Raw genomic sequence first — 20,687 nt, forward strand, 5'->3', positions numbered from 1 at the left:
TTACTCCTCGGTGGTCGTTGCCTGCCCTTCCACAAGCTCGCGAACTGCCTGGATAAAAGCATCGCCACGGTGAGCGTAGGAAGAGAACTGATCCATGGATGCAGCAGCGGGTGCCATCAGGACGGTATCGCCTGCGGTTGCCACGCCGGCTGCCGATGCCACGGCCTGGGCCATGATGGTCTCGCCATAGATCGGCGATGCTGCGTTACCGGCTGCGGTCTGCACCTCTTCAGTGTCGCCCTTGGGCGGTGCTATCACGGGGACATCCGGTGCGTGTCGCTGGAGGGAGCCTTCAAGCGCCTCCGTGTCGGTTCCGATCAGCACCACGGCTTTCAGCCTGGATGTATGTTCCTTGACCAGGTCGTCGTAGTTGACGCCCTTGGAAAGCCCACCGGCAATCCACACCACCTGCTGGAACGCGGACAGCGCAGCGGATGCTGCGTGCGGATTCGTTGCCTTGGAGTCATTGATCCACAGGATGTCGTTCTGGTTGGCCACCAGCTGGATACGGTGGGCCCCCGGAAGGAAATTTGCCAAGCCCTGTTTCACGGCAGCAGGCTCAACCCCATAGGCGCGGACCAGTGCCGCAGCCGCCAGGGCGTTGGCCACCATATGGCGCGGTGCCACGGGACCAAGATCGGTCATGGCAGCCAGTTCCGCGGCAGAGTCCTTGCGCTCGGCAATGAAGGCGCGGTCCACCAGCAGGCCGTCAACCACCCCGAGCATGCTGATGGCCGGAGTGTTGGTGGTGAACCCGATGGCCCGGCACCCTTCCACAACATCCGCGTTCTCAACCATGCGTTCGGTTTCGATTTGCTCGGCGTTGTAGATGGCAGCCTTTTGCGTGTTCTCGTACACCTTGGCCTTGTCGGCAAGGTATGAGGCATAGGACCCGTGCCAGTCCACATGGTCTTCAGCAACGTTGAGGCAGACGCTTGCCACCGGGGACAACGAGTGGCTCCAGTGCAGCTGGAAGCTGGAGAGCTCAACAGCGAACGCGTCGTAGTCGACCGGGTCCCGAAGGGCGTCCAGGATAGGGGTGCCGACGTTGCCGACCGCGATTGCCTTGAGCCCGGCAGCCTGCAGCATGGATTCGGTCATGCCTACTGTGGTGGTCTTGCCGTTGGTACCCGTAATCGTGAGCCAATCGGCCGTCTTGCGTCCCGCACGGACCCGAAGCCGCCATGCCAGTTCCACGTCGCCCCAGACGGCTATGTGCTTACGCTTGGCAGCTGCCAGGAGGGCTTGGTCGGGCCGCCATCCCGGCGAGGTGACCACCAGCTCCGGCAAGGCACCGTCGATCAAGGGAAGGGCATTGACTGCCTCCGCCCCGAGCAACACATCAACGGCACCCACGATCTTCAGGGTGTCGGCTTGGGCTTCGGCCTTGGTGGTGGTGGCGGCGTCCACCACCACCACCTTGGCACCAAGCTCGATCAGCGTGTCCGCCGCGGAGAAGCCGGACAGGCCAATCCCTGTGACGACGACGCGCAGGCCCCTCCAGTCAGCATCCCAGCTTGTAAGGTCCTTGAGCCTTTCGGCGGACGTTGTTGGTGTCTCCGGGGTTGCGTTCACAGCAGCACCACCCATTCAGCGTAGAAAACTCCCAGGCCGGCGGCCACGAAGAGACCGGCCAGAATCCAGAAGCGGACAACTACGGTGACTTCCGCCCAACCCTTGAGTTCAAAGTGGTGTTGAAGTGGTGCCATCTTGAAGACACGTTTACCGCCGCTGAGCTTGAAGAAGCCCACCTGGATAATCACGGACAAAGTGATCAGGACGAAGAGGCCGCCGATGAAGGCCAGCAGGAGTTCAGTGCGCGACAGGATGGCGAATGCAGCCACGGCGCCTCCGATGGCCAGCGAACCTGTGTCACCCATGAAGATCTTGGCGGGCGAAGTGTTCCACCAGAGGAACCCCACCAATGCCGCACTGAGGATGGCAGCCAGCAGCGCAAGATCCATGGGGTCACGGACTTGGTAGCACCCTCCGCCGGCCTGGCGCGGCGAACCGCACGCCTGGTTGCTCTGCCAGATTCCCATGATGGTGTAGGCACCGAAGACCATGATGGACGCGCCCGCGGCCAAGCCATCCAGCCCGTCGGTCAGGTTTACGCCGTTGGTGGCGGCGGTGATGATCAGGTTGGACCACAGCACGAACAGGATGGCGCCAACCACGGTGCCGCCGAAGGCCAGATCCAACCAGGGAATGTCACGAACCAGCGAGATCTGCGTTGATGCGGGACGCAGTCCGTCCTCGTTGGGGAACTGCAGGACCAAGACCGCAAAGATAATGCCAACGGCCGCCTGAAGGATCAGCTTTGCGCGGGCGTTGAGCCCCAGGCTGCGCTTGTTCGAGATCTTGATGTAGTCGTCAAGGAAGCCCACAAAGCCCATACCGACCATCAGGAAAAGCAGCAGGAGCCCGGACGCGGACGGCCCGGGAGACCGGGGGTTCATCATCCACATGATCAGGTGCGTCACGAAGTAGCTGATGAGCACGGCCGCAACCACCACGGTTCCGCCCATGGTTGGCGTGCCGCGCTTGGTGTGATGCGAGGTTGGTCCGTCGTCGCGGATGAATTGCCCGTAGCTTTTAGCCACGAGGAACCTGATGAACAGGGGTGTCCCTATCAAGGCCACCAGAAGGGCGACGCCGGCGCCGATCAAAAGTGCAATCACAGCAGCTCGTTCCCTTCGCTTGCGGCGTCTTCGGCCGCGTTCTCTCCGGTGGGCTCGGCCCGTGGAGGTAATGCTATCCGATCACCCAGGTGCCTTAGCCCGACGCGCTTTGAGGACTTGAACAGGACCAGGTCGCCGGGTTCCAGTTCCTTCTGCAGGAGTTCGTATGCCTCATCCACCGTTTCGGTGAACGAACACTCATCGCCCCAGGAGCCTTCCTGGATGGCGGATACGTAGAGGGCACGGGCCTCGCGGCCCACCACCACCAGCCTGGAGATGTTCAGCCGCACCACTTGGGTGCCTACCGCGGTGTGCTCGCGGATGGAGTCCTCCCCCAGTTCGAGCATGGCTCCCAGGACAGCCCAGGTCCTTCTGCCTTGGCCGAGATCGGCCAGGGTACGAAGGGCTGCCCGCATGGATTCCGGGTTCGCATTGAAGGCATCGTTGATGATGGTGACGCCGTCAGCGCGCTCGATCCGCTCCATGCGCCAACGGCTGGCCGCCGACTGGGAGCTGAGCGAGGAGGCGATGTCTGCTGCCGGGATGCCGGCCGCGAACGCGGCCGACGCAGCCGCCAACAGATTGGTCACATGATGGCCGCCTATCAGGCGGCTTCGCACCTGAACTGCAGGGCCGCCGTCGGGCAGTATGAGGTCGAAGTCAGGGTAGCCCTGGGAGTTGACCACCACGTTGCGGGCTTCCACTTCCTCAGTGGTGGCGGGCGAGGCCGTGAACCCGAGGACCTTGGCTTTGGTTCGGGAGCGCATGGCAGCCACGCGGCCATCGTCGAGGTTGATCACGGCGGTGCCATGTTCGCTAAGGGCTTCCACCAGTTCACCCTTGGTCTTGGCGATATTCTCCACGCCGCCAAATTCCCCGGCGTGCGCCGTACCAACCACCAGGACCACGCCGATGTCCGGCTTGACCATCTCTGCGAGGTATTTGATATGGCCCAAGCCGGTGGCGCCCATCTCGATGACAAGGAAGCGGGTATCGGCATCAGCGGCAAAAACCGTGAGCGGGACACCCACCTCACCGTTGTAGGAACCCTGGGGCGCCACAGTAGCGCCCGCCGTGGACAGTATGCCGGCAAGCAGGTCCTTGGTGGTGGTTTTGCCTGCGGACCCGGTGATGCCGATGACGGTAAAATCCTCGCCGCGTTGCGTCCGGACAGCACGGATGCGGCGGACGACTTCGGCTGCCAACGCACCCATGGCGAGGACAGCGTCGTCAACCACGACGGCGGGATAGGGGCTGCCGTGGGCATCGGCCACTTCGCGTTCGGCGAGGGCCAGAACGGCACCACGTTCGAAAGCGGCGTCCATGAAGTCGTGGCCGTCGGCGTTCTCGCCGGGTTTGGCCACGTACAGCGAACCTGGTGTCGCTTCCCGTGAATCAGTGACGACAGAGGTCGGGACGATGTCCGTATCTCCGGTCAATCGGCCATGGGTGATGTTGGCGATCTCCGCCGCAGTTAGTGCAATCATCTCGGTTTAGGACTCTATCCGCTGGTCCGTTGAAACGCTGAATCCCTTGGATGTCAAGGCGGCACGCAACTCAACCCTGTCATCCAAGGCCAAGTTAACCCCTTTAACCTCTTGCCACACCTCGTGGCCGCGTCCGGCGATGAGGATCGTGTCCTTGGCAGTGGCCATCTCGACGGCCAACCGGATGGCGGCATCCCTCGGGTGGGACTCGATGATCTGGCTGGTCAGGTGCTCAGATTCCCGCGCCGCCTCTGCGCCCTGCAGGACATCGGCGCGAATAGCCGCAGCATCTTCATCGTGGGGATCGTCATCGCTGATGATCACGACGTCAGCCAAACGTGCGGCGATGGCTCCCATGGTGGGCCGCTTGCCTTGGTCGCGCTGGCCCGTCGCTCCGAAGACCACAATGACCCGGGAACCCTCCACGGGGGAACGAACGGCTTCCAGGGCGCGCGCCAAGGCATCAGGATTGTGGGCAAAATCAACCACCGACGCCGGTTCGGTGGAGACCAGCTGCATGCGTCCGGGCACTGCGACGGTGAAAGGGTCATGGGCGTCCAAAGCAGCCTGCAGCGTCGCCATCTCCACGCCCGACGCCAGGACCATGATGGTGGCCAACGCAGCGTTGGCCACATTGAAGTCGCCCGGCAGGCCGGTGTGGACGCGCAACGTCCTGCCGTCCGCGTGCCTGAGTTCGAATTCCGAACCCAGCCCGCGCGCCGACACGGAAGCCACACGCCAGTGGGCGTCGGTGCCGTCCTTTGCCGAGAGGGTTGTCACCGGGATGTCTGCCACCTCCGCCAGCTTGCGCCCCCAGTCGTCGTCAACTGTAACCACAGCGTGCCGTGCCCGGCCGGCAGTGAAAAGTTCTGCCTTGGTTCGGAAGTACTCCTCCATGCTGCCGTGCAGGTCAAGGTGGTCTCGTGTGAGGTTCGTAAAGCCTGCAACGTCGAACATCACTCCGTCCACGCGGTGGTAAGAGATCGCATGGGACGAAACTTCCATGGAAGCCGCGTCCAGCCCACGTTCACGCATCAGGGCAAGCAAAGCATGGACGTCCGTGGACTCCGGCGTGGTCAAGAGACTCGGGATGGGCTCGCCGCCGGCAACAATCTCGATGGTTCCAATAAGCCCGGCGGTCTTGCCGAGGGCTCGCAGCAGCGAGTTGATGAAGTAGGTGGTGGTGGTCTTTCCGTTGGTGCCGGTGACGCCGTACAGCGACGGGAAGCCGCCATCCGCAGGCTGGCTGCGGTAAATCAATGCGGCCAAGCGCCCGACGGCGGCACGAGGCTCCTCGACGATGAGTACCGGAACCGGCTGCTCACCGGCCAGGGCGAGCTGGCGCGCTCCGGCGTCGTCCGTGACGACGGCGACCGCACCGGCGTCGATGGCTTGCGGAACGAAGTCGGCACCGTGGCGAGAAGCGCCCGGCAAGGCCATATAGAGGTCGCCGGCTTCGACAGCCCTGGAGTTGAGCGTTATGCCCGTCACTCCCTTGTGGTGGCTGCCGTCCGGAGCTGCAATGCCCAGCGTTTCGGCAATGGTGGCCAAGGACACCGCAGCCACAGACTCTGGACGGAAGCCGGACCGGCCGGCGTCCGTCGTCGTGGCATTGACAGCTGCCTCATTGTGCTCTGACACGTGGTTCTCCGTTGGTGCTCGTGAAACGACCGGCTGGGGGCCAGCGGCGCCCGGGCCGTTAGTGGTGGATCTACTTTTAGGCCGAAACAGACGCCCAAGAAGCTTACTTGACGAACTGGGGCAACCGCGCGGGTGTCCCCGTGGATGGCGGCACATTGTAGGTCCGCAGGACCTGCGACATGACGGACCGGAACACCGGCCCATTGGTGACGCCGTAGATGTTTCCCTTGGGGCGCTGTAAGACGACCTCGACGATGAAACGGGGGTCGTCCATGGGTGCCATACCCACCATGGAGGCGGTGTAGCCGTCGAACCCGGGCAGTCCGTCCTCACGGGGAGCCTGTGACGTTCCCGTCTTGGCGCCCACGCGATAACCGTCGATGGCGGCATCCTTGATCTGGCCCTCGGTCACAGCGCTTTCCAGAATGTCCCGCACCTGCTGGGCCGTTTCCTTGGACACCACCTGGCGGGAGTCTTTTGCCGGAACTTTTTGCTCCCCACCATCGGGAGTGATGTAGCTGTCGATAAGCCTGGGCTGCAGCATCACGCCGTCATTGGCAATCGACTGGAAGGCCCGCACTGTTTGCAGCGTGGACTGCGACACACCTTGCCCGAAAAGCACCGTGTACTGCTGGCGCTCATCCCATTGATCTGGCTTGGCGAGGATGCCCGTCGCTTCGGCGGGCAGGCCGATGTCCGTCTGCTCGCCGATGCCGAATTTCTTCAACCAATCGTAGCGCTGCTCCTTGGTGAGCCGGCTGCCGACCATCACCGTGCCGGTGTTCATGGACCATCCCAGGATGCCCGCGAGGGTACGTTCCTCAGTGCCATGCTCGAATGCGTCGGTGAACGTCTGGCCGTCGATGGTGTAGGACGTCGGAATGGTGAAATGGTCCAGGGGGAAGGACTTTCCCTCTTCGATGGCCGCAGCAGCGGTAATCATCTTCTGAACGGAACCGGGCTCGTAGGCTGCCGTTACGGAGCGCACTCCACGGTCCTTGGCGTCCACCTTGCCGGGGTCGTTGGGATCAGGTGAGTTGGTGTCCGCGAGGGCCACGAGGTTGCCGGTCTTGGTGTCAATCACAATGATGGAGCCCCATTCGGCGTTCATCTTGTTCACTTGGCTCTGGATGGCCTGCTGCGCGAAATACTGGATGTCCGTGTTGAGGGTCAGCTTTACGTCGCTGCCATCCACAGCGGGTGTCAGCTCATCAGTGGCCACCGGAATTCTGAGGCCATCGGCTCCGATCTCGAAGACACGCTTGCCTTCCGTGCCCCGGAGAATCTCGTCCTGCGTCTGCTCGATGCCCGCCTGCCCAGTGGTACCGTCCTGGAGGAAACCCACCACCCCGCCGGCCACACTGCCGTTGGGGTACACGCGTTTGCTGACACCCTCCGGAACAATACCGGGGATATTGAGCTTGGAGATCCGGTCCTCCAGTTCGGGCTTGACGTCCTTGGCCACCACGAAGTACTTCTTGTCGCCGGTCACTGCCTCGCGGATCTTCTCCACGTCCGAGCCCAGCAGCGCGGCGAGCTCCGAAATTCCCTGGTCCCTGGAGATCTCCTCGATCTCCTCCGTCTTTTCGTTGTACCGCTTGAAGGTGGGGGTGTTGGTGTTCAGCACTTGGTCCACCACGAGGTTGTAGCGGATGACGCTGCTGGCAAGAACGGTGCCGTTTGCATCGACGATCTTTCCACGCTCTGCGGGGAGGACCATTGGCGTCAGGCGCTTGGCCAACGCAGCCTCAGCCATACCGCCGACGTCCAGGCCCTGGACCATGAAGAGCTTTCCGCCCACCACCAGCAGCAGCGTCAGCATGATGCCGAGGCCAACCCGCAACCGCTTTCTTGCCGCCGGCGTCTTCGTCTTTTTCGATTTGCCGGGGTTCTGCGCCACGTTGATTCCTTGCTGCTGGCCTTGCTTCAGTGGACTGATGGACTACTGCCCTGGTGCCTTTTGCTGGGGGGCCGGGACTGACCCTCCGTTGAGTTCAACCGGCGGTGCTGATGCCGGGGCCGACGGCGTTCCGGCCGGGGCCGCCGGCGTGACCGGTGCAACCGGAGTGACGGGCTTGAGGTTCTCCAACGGATCCTTGGTAGTCACCGACGGCACCACATCGAGCATGCCCGCCACGGCAGGCGGGGCCAACTGGGCGCCGGGGTTGTCTCCCTTGACCGCAGGCGTCGCCTTTCCGGTAACTGCCATGGTATTGAGGTCGATCTGGCCTTTAACAGTGGAAGGTACCATCCCCAATTCTGCAGCCTTCGCTGCCAGATTCTGGGGAGCTTCGAAGTTCTGCTTCCTCTGTGTCAGGTCCTGGTTTTCCTTGTTGAGGGTCGCGGCCTCGGCTTTCAGTTGCACCAGCTGGTACTGGGCCGTCGAGACTGAGATGTTCAAGACGAGGACCGTCAGAAGGGCGGCCGCCATGGCCACGAAGCACAGTACGACGAATGGTGTCCTTCGCTTACCCGGTGCACTTCGCACAACGGACAGCGGTGTGCGGGACTTTCGACCGGTGTCGGGCCTTCCTGCAGGAGCCGGAAGAGCGCGGGCGGTGTTGCCCACCACGGAGGGCAATGTCTTCGCTGCGGCGTTGCTCATGCGTCTCTCCTCGGTTTGATGCGCTCCACGGCCCTCAAGCGGGCAGACGCCGCGCGTGGGTTTTCGGCTATCTCTGCTGCCGTCGGCACTTCCGTGCCCTTGGTAATGGTCTTTAGTTCAGGTTTGTGCTCCTCGAGCTCAACGGGGAACCCGAGCGGAGCAGAGGATTTGGATCCGGCCTGGAAGACCGACTTGACGATCTTGTCCTCCAGCGAGTGATAGGACATCACCACGATCCGCCCGCCCATGCCTGTGGCTGCCACAGCCGCCGGAACTGCACGTTCCAAGACATCGAGTTCCTCGTTGACCTCAATCCGCAACGCCTGGAACGTCCGCTTGGCAGGGTGTCCGCCGCTCTTAGCAGCAGCAGCGGGAACAACGCTGCGGATCTGTTCCACCAGCTCCCCTGTGGTTGCGAACGGTTTGTCTGCCCGGGCGTTGACTATCCGGTTGGCGATCCGCCCGGCAAACTTTTCTTCGCCCCACTTGCGGATTATGCGCACCAACTCGTCTTCGCTGTAGTTGTTGACCACATCGGCCGCGGTTTGCCCGCGGCTGGTGTCCATGCGCATGTCGAGGGGAGCATCGTAAGAGTAGGCGAATCCACGTTCGCGCTCATCCAGCTGCAGGGAGGACACACCCAGGTCCATGAGGATGCCGTGGACTTCAGGAATACCCAGATCCGCCAGGACGTCCTCGATCTCGTCGTAGACCGCATGAACGAGGTCGGTCCTTGCCGAGAACGGTTCCAAGCGGGCGCCAGCCAAGGCGAGGGCTTCCTCATCGCGGTCAATGCCCACCAGATGAAGGTCCGGGAATCGCTGCAACATGGCCTCGGAATGGCCTCCCATACCCAACGTGGCATCGATGGCCACTGGCGTCTCGCCACGCTTCCTGGCTGCTTCGAAACCAGGGGCAAGCAAATTGATGCAGCGGTCTTTGAGGACGGGTACGTGGCGTTCCGATGTGGGCCTTGCCGCGTCCTGCTCTTCCACGCTGCCTCCTCTTTCCTAATCGCTTGCATGCTGTTTCTTGAATCGGATCCCCATCCGCGCCTATCGTTCGGTCGGCCTGGCTCAGGGGAAGTTGAGCCAGGAAGACTGTTCGATGGGCGGCTGGAGATCCCATTCAAGAAGCGGGACTACTGCTCCCTCCGACCGGTTAGATGAACCCGGGCAGATTGTCGTCATCCGTTTCCGAGAAGGCTGCTTCCTTCTCGTTGAGGTACTCATTCCAAGCTTCGGCATCCCAGATCTCCGCCCGGGTTCCGGCACCAATAACTGCCAGCTCCCGGCCAAGGCCTGCATATGCCCGTAGCGCCGGAGGAATCGTCACTCGCCCCTGCTTGTCAGGTACTTCGTCAGAGGCCCCGGACAGGAAAACCCGGATGTAGTCACGAGCCTGCTTGGAAGACAATGGCGCCTCCCGCATCGACTCGTGAATGCGTTCGAATTCCTTCTGGCTGAAGACGTAGATGCAGCGTTCCTGCCCCCTGGTGAGGACCAATCCATCGGCAAGCTCCTCACGGAACTTGGCGGGAAGTATGATCCGGCCCTTTTCATCGAGACGCGGCGAGTGAGTACCCAAAAACACTGGCCCCACCGCCCCTCAGTCAAGGTGCCCGCACATACCCAACGCTGCCACTACCCTCTTATGCACTCCACTTTACTCCACAACGCCCCACAGTCAACGCAATCGAAGGCGTTTCTCCACCACTTTGAGAATCAAGCGCCCTGAATCCGCGCGGATTTCTCGGCCGTGGGGCGAAGTGGAGGGAGGGTGCATAGGCCGGGGACCGAATAGCCACTCCTTCCGCTGGGAACTGCTGCGCGGCCAGCGGACGGCGCGACTCCGGGACCTGGGTGGCGGAAACGGGACCTGGGTGGCGGAAAGTGGAGTGAATGGTGGGAAGTGGGGTTCTGCGGCGATGGGGGGAAACTACGCTTAAACGCGAAAAGACCCGCAAGGCGGGTCTTTCGTTATCCCCTGAAGAGCTTCAGGAGCGTGACTGATTCAGGATGCTCGTCCGTTGTGCGCTACGAAACCTTCGTGGTCCGTCAATTGTCGTCGCGGCGCCGTTCGTCCCAGCGCTCTTCCAAGCTGCTCATGAAGGAACTCTTCGACTTGGCCTTACCGGGCTTTCCCTTGTTTGCCTTGCCGAACGCCGCGCCCCGCAGTGTGGCGAAATACACGCCTGCGCCCATGACAACAAACCCCAGGACGCCAACAGGTATCGCCTGCATGGACACGCCAACAAGCAGGAGGAGTATGCCGGCAATCGCGCCTAGTACGCCGATTATGACGTGCCGGGTGGACCAGCTGCGGATGGGATCCGAACCCATGGTGTTGGCAAACTTCGGATCGTCCTCATGAAGTTGCTTCTCAAGTTGCTCAAGCAGCTTCTGTTCATGCTCCGAGAGGGGCATCGCGACCTCCTTTAGTCAGCCAGCGTCTGGACAAAACGCGTCCTGTGCGTCTGTTACCAAAACGATCGGACCAAGAAAATCGTTCCCAAAATTCCCTCTGGGTTCAGTGGGCATCTCAGGGCCGACTGTTCAGGAAACAGTTTGTCCAGACGATCTAAATCTCTGTAATAAATAGAATAGTTTGTCCGAGGCCGATCTGAAAGACGCACCGGAGCCCGGCCGGGCCACCCGCAGGTGCTATTTGCCGTTCGAGGGCTTACCGGGCTCCAAAAGTCGCGCCGGAAGCAGGGTTTTGGAGCCAAACCGTTCTGATACGCGATCCAAGGCTTGCTCAGCCGCCCGCCAATTGTCGTCCCGACGATCCAGGCTCAATTGCATGGACGTTTGGCCCGCGGGTTCCAGCTGTTCGGCCCGCACCCCCACCAATCGGACGCTCATGGATCGTGTTCCCAGGGAATCGAGGAGCTGCACGGCCACCTGGTAAATCAACTGTGCGCTGTCCACCGGGGCATGGACGGTTCGGCTCCGGGTCACCGTGGAGAAGTCGGAGTACCGCAGTTTGAGAGCCACGGTCCTGGCCAGCATGCCGGAACTCCTCAAGCGGGCAGCAGTTCGGTGGGACAACCGCAACAACTCCCGGTGCAGCAGCGCATTATCCGCAGTATCCACAGAGAACGTTTCCTCCGCACCAATACTCTTCTCCAGCCTGGTGGGTGTCACGGGCCGGGGATCGATTCCCATGGACAACCGGTGAACGTGTTCTCCGCTGGCACCCAGGACCTTCTTCAAGGACGCCAACGGAGTAGCTGCCACGTCAGCCACGGTGCGGATACCCAACCGCGCCAGCACCTCGCCCGTTTTCCCTCCGACACCCCAGAGCGCGTTGACCGGCAGGCTATGCAGATACGGGATGGTGTCCGCGGCATCGATCTGGAGGATGCCGTCGGGCTTGCATCGCGTGGAGGCGATCTTGGCCACAAACTTGGTGCCGGCGATTCCCACGGATGCCGTAATGCCAAGTTCCGACTGGACCCTCCGGCGAATGAGGTGACCGATGTCCAACGGTGAACCCAGCCTGCGAATTGCTCCACCTACGTCCAGGAAGGCTTCGTCCACGCTGAGCGGTTCCACCAAATCCGTAATAGACGCGAAAATTTCCATCAGCTGGGCCGAGACCTCGTAGTACACGGTGTGTCGAGGGTTGATGATGACGGCGGCGGGGCACCGCCTCATGGCGATCGACATCGGCATGGCGGACTTCACTCCGGTGGCGCGAGCCTCATACGAAGCGGATAGCACTACTGACCGTTCCGCCGGGAACCCTACGATTACGGGCTTTCCTCGAAGTTCTGGACGGCTGCGGAGTTCCACGGAGACAAAGAAAGCGTCCATATCCACATGAAGTATGCTGGTTCGCCTCAGTTCCCGCAGGGCGTCTCCAGCGCTGCGGGCGGGCTGATGGCCGGCACCTGGGGCGCCACCGAACGGTTCCTGCCTCACAACGGCAATACTATGCCCGACCACTGACTAAACTGGAGGCACCATTCGACTCAGCCCCAGGAAGGGTCCCCTGTGAAGCTCTTTGGAACTCCTCAAGCGCGAGGGTTTGCCCTGCTCGCAGCAACTGTCGCGGTGGCGGCCTCGGCATGCACGCCGTCGCCAAGTGGTTCGGCTGCGCCGTCCCCTACGGGTGCTTCCTCGCAGTCGTCCACTACATCGCCGGCACCTTCCAGTGCCACCCCCACACCGGAAACGACGGGCAGCACGGAGACGGCACCAGTGCCCAACGCCACGGCCACGGTCAACGCGCTCGTTCCCGGCTTCCCGGAGCAGCTCATTCCCGTCATGCCTAAGACGTCGGTCCGTTCGAGCAGCTTTGATAAGGACGCTTCCCTGGCCACAGTTGCGCTCGTTGGGACAGTTAAAGCCCCGCCGGAAGGGGTGGTGGACTACTACAAGACATCACTCGAGGCGCAGGGCTTCAAACTTGTCCCCGGGCCGGAAGCGGTGGGCAATGTCACCTCGCTTGACTTCATTCGTGGCGACGGCGAAACAGTCAATGTGTCCATCCGGCAGAAGGAGGGCGTCTCCACGTTCACCATTGGTGCCAACGTGGCGGCCGGGTCCGTCAAGTGACGGCCTCTTCCCACGTGACTGCGACATCCCGAATAGCATCCGAGCAGATGCTGTTCATCGACGGCGTGTCCGGCAAGCTGGGTGGCTTCCTGGCAGATCAACGCGACATGATGGCCACAGTTTCTCCTGACGTCGAGCCGCTCATCGGTTCCATTTCGAACCTGGTCACGGGCGGCAAGCGCCTGCGGGCGCTGATGTGCTACTGGGGTTGGCGTGGAGCTGGTGGCGTCGCTGACGACGAAGACATTGTCACGGCGGGCTGCGCGCTCGAGCTCTTCCAGGCAGCTGCCCTGATCCACGACGACATCATTGACCGCTCCGATACCCGTCGCGGCGGTCCCAGCGTACACAAACGGTTCAGCCAGCTCCATGAGCTGAATGGGTGGGCGCTGGACAGTGGACGGTTCGGAGACGCGGCGGCGATCTTGACCGGAGACCTGTGCCTGTCCTTCAGCGAGGAATCCTTTACCGAGATCGGCCCGAGGGCAGCCTCCGGAAGTACCGCGCGCCGTATCTTCAACGTGATGCGGGCCGAGGTAATGGCCGGCCAATATCTCGACATCCTTGAAGAAGTCGCAGGACCGGTTCGTGACCGGGCTGGATCGGTGGACCGCGCAAAGTCGATCATCCGGTATAAATCCGCGAAATATTCCATGGAGCACCCGCTGGCTTTGGGCGGGGCGCTGGCAGGTGCACCGGCGGACCTGCTGGAGGCCTACTCGGAGTTCTCGTTGCCCCTTGGCGAGGCATTCCAGCTGCGGGACGATGTCCTGGGTGTCTTCGGCGATCCCGAAACCACCGGCAAGCCAGCTGGTGACGATCTCCGTGAAGGCAAACGCACTGTCCTTGTGGGCTTTGCCATCAACCAAGCGGTTGCAGCCGAGGCGGATTACGTCGACCGTATACTGGGCAATCCCGACCTGGGGCCCGACGACGTGGCCAGTATCCGCAGCATCATTGTTCAGTGCGGGGCTTTGGACGCCACGGAATCTCTCATTGCGGATCTAAGCAACAAGGCGTTCGAAGCCTTGGAACGGCTGCCCCTGCAGGAAGTGCCCTTGATGGCCCTGCGCCAATTGGCGGAAGCTGCCGTGAGCCGCGCCTCCTGATCCAGACGACGCATTATGGGCGCGGGCCCGGATGGAACATGACCTGACGAAGACGACGACGGTGAGAACCGTCGTCGTCTGCGTTTTTTGTCCGGCCTCCCGCTTTGAGGAGGCGCTGTTACCAGGCCAGGGACTGGGCGCGACGCCTGATTTCCGTCTTTCGCCCCTCGCGCAGGGCATCGATGGGGCGCCCTCGCAATGAATCGTCAGGAGTGAAAAGCCAGATAATCAGTTCTTCGTCGGTATAACCGGCGTCGCTGAGAACCGCAACGGTTCCCTTTAGGCTGTCCACGACGTGCCCATCCTGGATAAAGAGGGCAGGGATGGAGCGAATATTCCGCTCTCCCTGCCTGATGGCGACCAGCGCACGCTCGTCCAGAAGTCCGTGGACTTTGGTGATGGAAACTTCCAACAGTTCGGCAACATCCGGCAGCGGCAGCCAGTCGGAAACAAGGCTTTCTACATTACTCACGGAACAAGGTTGCCACGCCGCCCCACCCGGCGCCTAGCCGGAGTCCGACGCCGGTAGTTGACGACCGCTGCCAGGGCACCATTTCACTCCCAGAATTTGGTGCCAATAATCCCCTACCGCCGGAATTCTTGTGCCGATTCATTAAGTGTGAGAGATTCACACTGATCACACTTGCACCATTGATAACATCAGTAACATTGGTAACACTGACAACAGCGCTAACAATCACTCCCCGCTGTTCGAGATGAGGACACTTTCATGACGACGCCCCGCCCGCCGAAACGAACCATGAGCATGCCGGTCATCGCGGCGACCACGGCTGCGCTTCCCGCTGTGGTTTTGTCCTCGCTTGCCCTGGCCCAACCGACCATGGCCGCGCCTGCGCCCCAGCCCCGCAAGATTCCGGCCACACTTGCAGCCGCCATGCAGGCTCAGGCAGTCAACGCCGGTACTGTTATCCCCGCCCAGTCGGTTGCAACCACTCTTCCGGCCGCCCTTCGCCCCATGGCTCCGTCAGCGCCGGACACCTACACAATTGTTCGCGGCGACACCATCAGCGCAATCGCGCGTCGATTCAACTTGGACACTTCGGCAGTCCTTCAGCTCAACAAGCTCACGGCCACCACGTTGATCTATCCGGGACAGACCATCAAGCTCACCGGTACGGCGACGCCCGCCCCGGCCCAGCCGTCGGCTCCCGCAGCTCCCGCTGCGCCCAGCAACGCGTCTGTCTACACGGTGGTGTCCGGTGACACGCTGGGAGCCATCGCCGCAAAGCATGGGGTCCCTCTGTCCAGCGTCTTCAGCTGGAACGGCCTCAACGGAAGCTCCATCATTTATCCTGGCCAAAAGATCAAGGTCAGTGGCGGATCCGCACCGTCAGCGCCGGCAACTTCGACGCCTGCCCCCGCACCTGCACCAGCTCCCCTGGCCAGCACCGGTTCGTACAGCATCAAAGCCGGTGACACCCTCAGCTCCATCGCCTCCCGCCACGGCGTTTCCCTGGCCGCCCTGATGTCGGCGAACAAGGTGACAGCAACCACCGTCATCTACCCGGGCCAGAAGCTGACCATCCCCGGCGCGAGCCTGCAGCCGGCCGGTGACACCAAGCCGCTGGTGCCCAGCACGTTCCTTGGCTTCACCTACCCGGCCGCCGTTGTCAGCTCAGCCAATGAAAACAAGGCTCTGCTGAACGCGTCCCCGGTTCCGAGCCGGGCCGAAATGAAGAGCATCGTGGCCGATACTGCCCGTCGCATGGGCGTCAGCCCCTCGCTGGCGCTGGCCTTCGCCGAGCAGGAATCCGGTTTTGACCAGCGTGCTGTCTCGCCGGCCAACGCCATCGGCACCATGCAGGTCATTCCCTCGTCAGGCCAGTGGGCCTCGGATTTGGTGGGTCGAAAGCTCAACCTGCTGGATCCTTATGACAATGCCACTGCGGGCGTCGCCATCATCCGTGCCTTGATCGCCACCAGCAAGGATCTGGACACCGCGATCGCCGGCTACTACCAAGGCCAGTACTCGGTCAGCAAGTACGGCATGTACGACGACACGAAGCGTTACGTCGAATCGATCAAGGCCCGCCAGCGCACCTTTGGCTAAGCCTTTTTGCAGCACCTCGGAAGGGGCCCGCATCCCGCGTGGATTCGGGCCCCTTCCCTGCCTCGTTTAGGATCGTATGGTGCAAGAGCCAACGCAGGACCACCTCATCGGAACCATTGTGGACGGGCGCTATATGGTCCGTTCACGCCTCGCGAGGGGTGGAATGTCCACCGTATACCTGGCCACGGACCAGCGCCTCGAGCGCGACGTGGCCCTCAAAGTCCTGCACCCGCACCTGGCCAACGATCCCACCTTTCTGGAACGGCTCAGCCGCGAGGCAAAGGCTGCCGCAAGCCTCTCTCACCCCCATATCGTCGGTGTGCTGGACCAGGGCGAAGATGGACACATTGCCTACTTGGTCATGGAGTACGTCAAGGGACATACTCTTCGTGACGTCCTGACCGAACAAGGCGCGTTGCCGCCCCGACTCGCGCTGGCACTGATCGATCCCGTCATTGAGGGTTTGGCCGCCGCCCACGGCTCCGGCCTGATTCACCGCGACATCAAACCCGAGAACGTCCTTATTGCCGACGACGGTCGCATCAAGGTGGGTGACTTCGGACTGGCCCGGGCTGTCTCAGCAAATACCAGCACCGGCGCCCTGATTGGTACCGTTGCTTACTTGGCCCCTGAGTTGGTCCTCGGCCAAGCGGCGGACGCGCGCAGCGATATCTATTCGGCGGGCATCATGCTCTACGAAATGTTGACCGGGAAGCAGCCCTACGCGGGTGAAACTCCCATCCAAGTGGCGTACCAGCACGTCAATGCAGTGGTGGGACGCCCTTCGGACGCCGCTCCCGGCTTGGCCGAAGACCTCGACGAGCTGGTGCAATGGTGCACGGCGGCCGACGCCGAGAACAGGCCGGTGGATGGGACAGCTCTTCTGACCGAACTCCGCCACATTCGGACGACGCTGACTGACGAGCAGTTGGATCACCGGCAGGGGCCGGCTCCCCTGCCGTTCCCCCCTGCTGTGCCCACTGCTGCAACAACAACGTTGGGCAGCACGGCCGGTAACCCCACTGAAGCTCTGCCCACCACAGTGTCACCCACGGAATTCATTTCCCCCCAAAGCAACCCCACCACCATCATGGCCGCGAATGGTCCATCCCGTTCGCTGGCCAAGGGCTCCATGGCCGGTGCGGACATGGACCAAGACTTGCGCCAGCCAGGCAAGCGTGAGCTGAAAAGGCTCGAGCGGCAACAGGCCAAGGACAGGGCCCGGGCGGCTGCCACACCTGTTCGCCCGCTCCGGGAAGGCAATCCCGGTCGCCGGGGCGTCATCTGGACCATCGTGATCGTCATCCTGGCACTGCTCGCAGGTTCTGCGGGGTGGTTCTTCGGCATGGGGCCGGGTTCGCCGGGGACGGTGCCCGATGTCAAGAACAAGACCGTCGCGGAGGCGCAGCAGCTGCTCCGCACCGCCGGATTCCAGTCCGAGCCGCGGGATGTCTTCGACGACGATATCCTGGCCGGGCTTGCTGTCGGGACGGAGCCGGAGTCCGGGGCCCAGGTGCGGAAGTTTCAGCCGATCACCCTCTTCGTTTCCAAGGGGGCACAGCTGTTCGCCTTGCCCACGTTGACCGGTGGCACGCTGGCCGAGGCCAAGACCGCTCTCAATGCAGCGGAGATGGCCCTCGGCAACGTCACGGAAGCTTTCGACGAGAAAGTGCCTGCCGGCGTCGTCATCTCGCAGGACCCAGCCAAGGGCACCGAGGTAAGGCACGGCACCCCTGTGGCCCTGGTGGTCTCCAAGGGCCCTCAACCGATACCTGTTCCCGATGTGCGCGGCTTGGCACAGGACGCAGCCGCCAAGGCGCTGCAGGACGTCGGCCTGAAGGCCGTCATCGCTCCGGAGACCGTGAACGACAAGACGGTACCCAAGGGTTCGGTGGCCTCACAGGCGCCGGCCAACGGAAACCTGTTCAAGGGCGATACCGTGACGCTTTCGGTTTCCAAAGGGCCGATCATCGTAAAGGTGCCCAACTTCGTGGGTAAGAATGCCGATGCTGCTGAGCGAGAACTGAGGAAGCTCGGTTTTGAGGTGGTCATAAAAAAGGACGTCGTGATCTTGAACCTCGTTCTGGTGCAGAACCCGGTGAACACCGACGTCCCGGAAGGCTCCCTCATCACCTTGACCGTGGTCTAGCAGACACGGAACAACAAAAGGCGCGGTCCGGATTCATCCGGACCGCGCCTTTTGTTGTCAGCCATTAGCGCTTGGACAGGGCTCCTGCTACCAGGAATGCCATCTCCAGCGACTGCATGTGGTTGAGGCGGGGATCGCAGACTGATTCGTAGCGGTCCAGGAAAGCGTCCTGGTCGATCGGATCAGCGCCACCCAGGCACTCTGCGACGTCGTCGCCCGTCATTTCGACATGCAGGCCACCGGGAACAGTGCCCAAGGAGTGGTGCACTTCGAAGAAGCCGCGGACTTCATCGATGGCGTCATCGAAGTTTCGGGTCTTGTAGCCGTTGGGCGAGGTCACCGTGTTGCCATGCATTGGGTCAGTTACCCACAGCACTTGGGCGCCGGAGGCAGTGACACGTTCGACGACGGTCGGCAGCTTTTCGCGGATGTTCTTGGCACCCATGCGGGTGATGAAGGTGAGACGACCCGGTTCCCGGTTGGGATCCAGTTTGTCGATCAGGCGCAATGCGTCATCCCCGCTGGTGGTGGGGCCGAGCTTGACGCCAATGGGGTTCCGGACGCGGGACAGGAAGTCCACGTGGGCGTGGTCGAGTTCACGGGTACGCTCACCGATCCACAGGAAGTGCGCGGACGTGTCGTAGGGCAAGCCCGTCCGGGAATCGATGCGGGTCAGTGCGCGCTCGTAATCAAGCAGCAGGGCCTCATGGCTGGCAAAGAACTCAACGCGCTTGAGTGCCTCGAAGTCCGCGCCACAGGAGTCCATGAAGCTGATGGCACGGTCGATGTCACGTGCCAACGACTCGTAGCGGGCGTGTGCCGGGTTCTCCGTAAAGCCCTTGTTCCACTGGTGGACCAGGCGAAGGTCGGCAAAACCACCCTGGGTGAAGGCCCGGATGAGGTTCAGCGTGGAAGCGGAGGTGTGGTAGGCCTGCAGCATCCGGCCAGCGTCGTGTGCCCGGGACTCCGGAGTGAAGTCGTAGCCGTTGACGATGTCGCCGCGGTAGGCGGGAAGGGTCACGCCATCACGGGTTTCGTCATTGGACGAACGCGGCTTGGCGAATTGGCCGGCCATGCGCCCCATCTTGATGACAGGCATGGCGGCGCCGTACGTGAGTACCACGGCCATTTGCAGGATCGTCTTAACTCGCGCGCTGATCTTGTCAGCGGTGGCGGCCTCGAAGGTTTCTGCGCAATCGCCACCCTGCAGAAGGAAGGCTTTGCCTTGGGCGGCAGCCGCGAGGCGCTCACGAAGGACATCCACTTCCCCGGCGAACACCAACGGCGGCACCACGGAAAGTTCCTTGACGGAAGCCTTGAAGACATCGGCGTTGGACCACGTGGGCTGCTGGGAAATCGGCAGGTCCCGCCAGGCGTCGAGCCCGGGATAGTTCGCTGCTCCGCTCTGGGCGGTGCTGGCGAGGGGATCTGCTACGGGGGTTGCGGTGTTCGCGGTTAGCTCAGTCACCCTTCAAGAGTAGTAGCCTCCGGCAAGGTTGCGGGACTGCAGCCGTAACTGATGCTGCCGCCCGCGTCACAGTTTCTCCGGTGATCCGGTCCCGTCCTTGCGGGGTTCGTCCCTGTCCTCTGCAATGTCCACCGCGGCGTCTTCTGCAACCTCGAGCTTATGGACCGGCTCGGGGCCTTTACCGGCCAACTGGGCCTTGACCACGGCCGCATACTCATCCACGTATTCCTGGCCGGACAGGCGCATCAGTTCGTACATGATTTCGTCGGTGACCGCCCTCTGGATCAGGCGGTCGTCCTCCATGCCGTAATAGCGGCTGAAGTCCAATGGTTGCCCAAAAATGATGCCAATGCGGCGAATGCTTGGAAGCCTCTTGCCAATGGGTTGAACCTTCTCAGTTCCAATCATGGCTACCGGAACCACCGGGACACGCGTCTGCAGGGCCAGCCTGGCGACGCCCACCTTGCCGCGGTAAAGCCTGGCATCCGGGCTGCGGGTACCTTCGGGGTAGATTCCCAGCAAGCCTCCGGACGTCAGCACGTCCTTGCCCGCCTGCAGCGACATCTCCGAGGCCGCGCCACCGGAACGGTCCATGGGCAGCTGGTTGCTCAGACGGAAAAACAGCGCCGTAAGCCGCCCCTTGAATCCCTTTCCGGTGAAGTACTCGGATTTGGCAAGGAATATCACCGGCCGGTGGACCATGAGCGGAAGGAAGATGGAGTCCGAGAACGACAGGTGGTTGGACGCCAGGATGGCTGCACCGCTTTCCGGGACGTTGTCCAGGCCCTTGACCCATGGCCGGAACAGGAGCTTGAGGATGGGACCTAGAAAGATCCGCTTCATGACCCAATAGAACACGTTTGTCCTCTCACGGCCGACGGCTGGCATGCCTCCGCCAACCCGGCGGGCATTCA

Annotated in this window: 18 protein-coding genes; 4 read left to right on the forward strand and 14 right to left on the reverse strand. The window is 62.2% G+C overall.

Going from position 1 to position 20,687, the window contains the following annotated elements; translation table 11 throughout:
* The 11 genes from murD to FQP90_RS24010 all read right to left on the reverse strand — a co-directional run bounded on the left by murD (position 1) and on the right by FQP90_RS24010 (position 12,633).
* Positions 1-1,590, reverse strand: a complete 1,590-nt coding sequence (murD, locus tag FQP90_RS19890) for a UDP-N-acetylmuramoyl-L-alanine--D-glutamate ligase (protein WP_144652796.1) — start codon at positions 1,588-1,590, stop codon at positions 1-3.
* Entirely contained in the window at positions 1,572-2,681 is a 1,110-nt protein-coding gene (gene mraY / locus FQP90_RS19895) for a phospho-N-acetylmuramoyl-pentapeptide-transferase (protein WP_144652797.1), read from the reverse strand. Before mraY ends, murD begins: the two co-directional genes overlap by 19 nt.
* Complete coding sequence (locus FQP90_RS19900) at positions 2,678-4,168, reverse strand: UDP-N-acetylmuramoyl-tripeptide--D-alanyl-D-alanine ligase (protein ID WP_144652798.1); 1,491 nt, start codon at positions 4,166-4,168, stop codon at positions 2,678-2,680. Before FQP90_RS19900 ends, mraY begins: the two co-directional genes overlap by 4 nt.
* Before the next feature lie 6 nt (positions 4,169-4,174).
* The gene (locus FQP90_RS19905) at positions 4,175-5,809 is read right to left on the reverse strand and encodes a UDP-N-acetylmuramoyl-L-alanyl-D-glutamate--2,6-diaminopimelate ligase (protein ID WP_144652799.1); all 1,635 of its coding nucleotides are present in this window, start codon (positions 5,807-5,809) and stop codon (positions 4,175-4,177) included.
* A gap of 103 nt (positions 5,810-5,912) precedes the next feature.
* Positions 5,913-7,709, reverse strand: coding sequence for a peptidoglycan D,D-transpeptidase FtsI family protein (locus FQP90_RS19910; RefSeq protein ID WP_144652800.1), 1,797 nt, complete (start codon positions 7,707-7,709; stop codon positions 5,913-5,915).
* A 42-nt stretch (positions 7,710-7,751) separates the two neighbouring features.
* Complete coding sequence (locus FQP90_RS19915) at positions 7,752-8,414, reverse strand: hypothetical protein (RefSeq protein WP_144652801.1); 663 nt, start codon at positions 8,412-8,414, stop codon at positions 7,752-7,754.
* Positions 8,411-9,409, reverse strand: coding sequence for a 16S rRNA (cytosine(1402)-N(4))-methyltransferase RsmH (gene rsmH, locus FQP90_RS19920; protein ID WP_144652802.1), 999 nt, complete (start codon positions 9,407-9,409; stop codon positions 8,411-8,413). The genes FQP90_RS19915 and rsmH overlap by 4 nt, the downstream gene beginning before the upstream one ends.
* Before the next feature lie 166 nt (positions 9,410-9,575).
* Positions 9,576-10,007, reverse strand: a complete 432-nt coding sequence (gene mraZ, locus FQP90_RS19925; RefSeq protein WP_144652803.1) for a division/cell wall cluster transcriptional repressor MraZ — start codon at positions 10,005-10,007, stop codon at positions 9,576-9,578.
* Between the two features lie 464 nt (positions 10,008-10,471).
* Positions 10,472-10,840: a DUF3040 domain-containing protein gene (locus FQP90_RS19930; protein ID WP_144652804.1), complete on the reverse strand. Its 369-nt coding sequence runs from the start codon at positions 10,838-10,840 to the stop codon at positions 10,472-10,474.
* Between the two features lie 237 nt (positions 10,841-11,077).
* Positions 11,078-12,340, reverse strand: a complete 1,263-nt coding sequence (dinB, locus tag FQP90_RS19935; protein WP_144652805.1) for a DNA polymerase IV — start codon at positions 12,338-12,340, stop codon at positions 11,078-11,080.
* A 92-nt stretch (positions 12,341-12,432) separates the two neighbouring features.
* Positions 12,433-12,633 carry a hypothetical protein gene (locus FQP90_RS24010; protein WP_434374597.1) on the reverse strand — a complete coding sequence of 67 codons (201 nt, stop codon included), beginning with the start codon at positions 12,631-12,633 and terminating at the stop codon, positions 12,433-12,435.
* On the opposite strand from FQP90_RS24010, the gene FQP90_RS24015 reads away from it, so the two are divergent.
* Both FQP90_RS24015 and FQP90_RS19945 read left to right on the forward strand, forming a co-directional pair.
* Positions 12,620-12,976: a hypothetical protein gene (locus tag FQP90_RS24015; RefSeq protein WP_434374598.1), complete on the forward strand. Its 357-nt coding sequence runs from the start codon at positions 12,620-12,622 to the stop codon at positions 12,974-12,976. The genes FQP90_RS24010 and FQP90_RS24015 overlap by 14 nt on opposite strands.
* Positions 12,977-12,990: 14 nt before the next feature.
* A complete protein-coding gene (locus FQP90_RS19945) occupies positions 12,991-14,085 on the forward strand; it encodes a polyprenyl synthetase family protein (RefSeq protein WP_144652807.1) in 1,095 nt (364 codons plus the stop codon).
* 118 nt (positions 14,086-14,203) lie between these two features.
* Here FQP90_RS19945 and FQP90_RS19950 read toward each other — a convergent pair whose 3' ends face one another.
* Positions 14,204-14,557, reverse strand: a complete 354-nt coding sequence (locus FQP90_RS19950; RefSeq protein WP_144652808.1) for an Rv2175c family DNA-binding protein — start codon at positions 14,555-14,557, stop codon at positions 14,204-14,206.
* 258 nt (positions 14,558-14,815) lie between these two features.
* Here FQP90_RS19950 and FQP90_RS19955 point away from each other — a divergent pair, with 258 nt between their 5' ends.
* The gene (locus tag FQP90_RS19955) at positions 14,816-16,156 is read left to right on the forward strand and encodes a LysM peptidoglycan-binding domain-containing protein (protein ID WP_144652809.1); all 1,341 of its coding nucleotides are present in this window, start codon (positions 14,816-14,818) and stop codon (positions 16,154-16,156) included.
* 76 nt (positions 16,157-16,232) lie between these two features.
* A complete protein-coding gene (pknB, locus tag FQP90_RS19960) occupies positions 16,233-18,305 on the forward strand; it encodes a Stk1 family PASTA domain-containing Ser/Thr kinase (protein WP_144652810.1) in 2,073 nt (690 codons plus the stop codon).
* 64 nt (positions 18,306-18,369) lie between these two features.
* Here the strand turns inward: pknB and FQP90_RS19965 are convergent, their stop codons facing one another.
* Both FQP90_RS19965 and FQP90_RS19970 read right to left on the reverse strand, forming a co-directional pair.
* On the reverse strand, positions 18,370-19,773 hold the full coding sequence (locus tag FQP90_RS19965) for a class II 3-deoxy-7-phosphoheptulonate synthase (RefSeq protein WP_144652811.1): 1,404 nt from the start codon (positions 19,771-19,773) through the stop codon (positions 18,370-18,372).
* 66 nt (positions 19,774-19,839) lie between these two features.
* A complete protein-coding gene (locus FQP90_RS19970) occupies positions 19,840-20,631 on the reverse strand; it encodes a lysophospholipid acyltransferase family protein (protein WP_144652854.1) in 792 nt (263 codons plus the stop codon).
* Between the last annotated feature and the right edge of the window lie 56 nt (positions 20,632-20,687).

It is taken from the genome of Paenarthrobacter nitroguajacolicus (assembly GCF_007786235.1).
In the GTDB taxonomy this organism is placed as follows: Bacteria; Actinomycetota; Actinomycetes; order Actinomycetales; family Micrococcaceae; genus Arthrobacter; species Arthrobacter nitroguajacolicus_A.

Coding starts and splice junctions, on each gene's coding strand:
- FQP90_RS19930 (WP_144652804.1), bottom strand. CDS start 10,840: ATGCCCCTCTCGGAGCATGAACAGAAGCTGCTTGAGCAACTTGAGAAG.
- FQP90_RS19915 (WP_144652801.1), bottom strand. CDS start 8,414: ATGAGCAACGCCGCAGCGAAGACATTGCCCTCCGTGGTGGGCAACACC.
- murD (WP_144652796.1), bottom strand. CDS start 1,590: ATGGGTGGTGCTGCTGTGAACGCAACCCCGGAGACACCAACAACGTCC.
- FQP90_RS19955 (WP_144652809.1), top strand. CDS start 14,816: ATGACGACGCCCCGCCCGCCGAAACGAACCATGAGCATGCCGGTCATC.
- FQP90_RS19900 (WP_144652798.1), bottom strand. CDS start 4,168: ATGATTGCACTAACTGCGGCGGAGATCGCCAACATCACCCATGGCCGA.
- pknB (WP_144652810.1), top strand. CDS start 16,233: ATGGTGCAAGAGCCAACGCAGGACCACCTCATCGGAACCATTGTGGAC.